This is a genomic window from Facklamia sp. P12932 (assembly GCF_050409545.1).
GTDB lineage: Bacteria > Bacillota > Bacilli > Lactobacillales > Aerococcaceae > Facklamia.
The window spans coordinates 1-1,513 of sequence record NZ_JBNUPG010000048.1; the positions used below are offsets into that span (position 1 = coordinate 1).

Genomic DNA, 1,513 nt, shown 5'->3' on the forward strand with positions numbered 1-1,513 from the left:
TGGTTCTATAATTTATAGGGTTGATGGCCGAAGGCCTCAACTCTATTTTTTACTTTAGGGTACAAAAAAGGACAGATCTCCTGTATATTATAAGCGACTAAACCACAATAAAGGAGAGCTGTCCCATGTCACACATTATATCATCTTTACTCGGATTAAACGATAAAAACATCACAATTAATGACCAAAAATTTTCAAAAATTTCGATTAAAGGCCGTTTATCTTTCTTATTAACAGGTCAATTAATAGAGCCTATTAGTCATTGCCCTTGTTGTGGGCAATCAGCAATTAACTATTCAATCGTTAAAAATGGCTCTCGTACATCGCGCATTCAATTAATACCGATGGCAGGTTATCCCACTTATTTAGATTAAAAAAAACAGCGTTATTACTGTAAATCTTGTCACTCATCCTTTACCGCTCAAACGCCTGAAGTCGCTCGTCACTGTCATCTATCTAATCATTTGAAACGATATATCGCTGATCAGTTAACACATACGATATCAGAAACTTATATCGCTCAACTGGTGCATGTATCGATTCATACAGTCCGTCGTGTGACGAATCAAATGGCACAGCACCTTCAATTCAAACCGCTACATTCCTTACCACAACACCTTTGTTTTGATGAATTTAAAAGTGTTCGAACGATTGATGCTGCGATGAGTTTCATTTACTGTGACGCTAAAACGCATCGATTAGTTGATTTGTTCTTTGATCGCAAACAGTCTTCATTAATCCGTTATTTTCAACAATTTCCGTTGGAAACCCGTCAATCGGTTCAAACGATAACGATTGATATGTACCGACCGTATATGGATTTAATTCAAAAAGTTTTTCCAAAAGCACAAATTATTATTGATAAATTCCATCTCATTCAAGCTTTAAATCGTGAGCTGAATCGGACACGAATTCATGTGATGAACACCTTCCGAAACAAAGACAATCGACTGTACAATAAACATAAACGCTACTGGCGCCTAATCATGACACCAAGAAATAAATTACACACCACTACTTATCAGCGCTATCGATTATTTGATTGGATCACAAACACCAGTGGTATCGTTGATTATTTATTAACATCAAGTAGCGAATTAAAAGTCACTTACGAGGTCGTTCATCATTTAAGAGAAGCCCTTCAAGACCTTCGAATCGATCGATTTGAGTTTTGGGTCAACTATGGCCTAACATTACCCGTTTCAAAAAAATTAAAGACCGTTTTAAGAACCTTTAAACGCTATCACACTTTTATTCAAAACACCTTTAACTATTCAACCTTAACGAATGGCCCAATTGAAGGGCTAAACAATAAAATCAAGGTGCTGAAACGAAATGCCTATGGCTATCGTAATTATTCACATTTTAAAAATAGAATTTTATTGATGATGCGCTTATACTTGCCCAATCAATCATCTACGTCGGTTGCTTTTTGACAATTTATCTCATAATAAAACCGGTCGATCATTCATGCGCTTATAATAATTGTTGATCTGTAAAAAAAGAGGTGAAG

The 1,513-nt window shown here is 35.8% G+C and carries 1 pseudogene; it reads left to right on the forward strand.

The window, feature by feature from the left end:
- Positions 1 to 125 precede the first annotated feature (125 nt).
- Positions 126 to 1,436: pseudogene (locus ACQV2P_RS08625) on the forward strand (ISL3 family transposase).
- Positions 1,437 to 1,513 lie beyond the last annotated feature (77 nt).